3 protein-coding genes are annotated in these 1,232 nt (G+C 38.8%); all 3 read right to left on the bottom strand.

Annotation, left to right across the window (positions count from 1 at the left end; all coding sequences use genetic code 11):
- Window positions 1-183: 183 nt before the first annotated feature.
- Entirely contained in the window at window positions 184-828 is a 645-nt protein-coding gene (locus CDZ87_RS16875) for a hypothetical protein (RefSeq protein WP_100754555.1), read from the bottom strand.
- Window positions 806-1,003 (bottom strand): hypothetical protein, encoded by a 198-nt coding sequence (locus CDZ87_RS16870; protein WP_100754554.1) that lies wholly within the window; start codon window positions 1,001-1,003, stop codon window positions 806-808. Before CDZ87_RS16870 ends, CDZ87_RS16875 begins: the two co-directional genes overlap by 23 nt.
- Window positions 1,004-1,045: 42 nt before the next feature.
- Window positions 1,046-1,232, bottom strand: a 187-nt coding sequence (locus CDZ87_RS17265; protein ID WP_100754553.1) for a hypothetical protein, incomplete at its 5' end; no start/stop codon positions are given.

Below are 1,232 nucleotides of genomic sequence, written 5' to 3'. Positions count from 1 at the left end.
AAGAACATAGATCGAAGAAACTTTAAGCCACTGAAATACAAGTAAACATAACGCCGCATTAAGGTGTGAGCAACGCGGCCACAAAACCTAACCACACCACCGTAAACACAAAACCCAACGATGGAATGGAAAATGCCATGCGTTGGGAATCACTCTTAAATGCTTTGTTATGTGTATAGTGCGTCAGTTGGAATTAATGCAATCTTCACTGGCTGACTTTAAACGGCAGTCTTCCGGATGAATGATTAGAAAATCTTGTTTACCCAAAATGAACTGAACTAAACGACCATAGTTTGTTTCTGGATTTGCCAAAGAAAAAACAATCGATAAGAGAAGCGCAACAAAGGCAAAAATAGTAGAGCCTAAGGCTCCTTTGAAGCCTGCAACCCACCAACCATCGTAACTAGATTCAACTTTTGCTAAGACACTTGCGTTATTCTTTTTAGTCGCAGAATAGTTTTTAAGGTTATGCTCCCGAACCTCTTTTATAAGGTTGTCATTGAGAGCGTTTTTATAAACTTCTTTAGAAATACCTGATGCATAATGCTCCGCAAAAACATACAGAACCTCCTCTGCATCATTTCGAAGTTTTTCAAGCCTATGATCATGATAAGAAAGCAAGAAACTCTTTACATCTTCAGCAGGAACAACCTCAACACCGTGGGCCTTTCGATATTGCTCTTTCCACTGATATTTTTCATCTTTATAGTCAGCGTAAGCGAGCATACCAATCAAACGCTCTTTAGAGTTACGTTTAGTATCAACGACTAATTTTTCAAAAATTGGATTATAGTCGCAATGCGGCTTAGTACTTGCGGGTGACACCATGAATGAATAGCTCCTTAGCTACTGCTTTTTTTCGAGAAGAACGTACATTCATTGCAGCAGCGAAGGCATCATCTGCATTCTGTATTTCAACTTTAACCATTGTGCCATTTACTTTGATAAATCTATAAGTAACTGTTGTTTCGAGAACTTCCTGCTCTTGAGCTTGAAATGTCATAATAGTTACTCCTACAAAATGAATGGGATAGGTAATTTTACATTATAGATGAAGAAAGGGAAGCGTTGATGTATCACGACTTGATTTTGACACATAACGCCGCGTTAAGTAGTGAGCAACATTGCCACCTAACCTAAACCATTGTGCCGTAAACACTAAATTCAAAGCAAACTGAAAATGCCGAGCGTTGCGAATCTGCCTTAAACGCTTTGTTAGTTGCCATTCTAAC

Origin of the sequence: Vibrio salilacus (assembly GCF_002811245.1) — a bacterium.
In the GTDB taxonomy this organism is placed as follows: Bacteria; Pseudomonadota; Gammaproteobacteria; order Enterobacterales; family Vibrionaceae; genus Vibrio; species Vibrio salilacus.
Note: the sequence above shows the minus strand (reverse complement) of the source record. Positions and strands in the feature narration are given on the sequence as shown.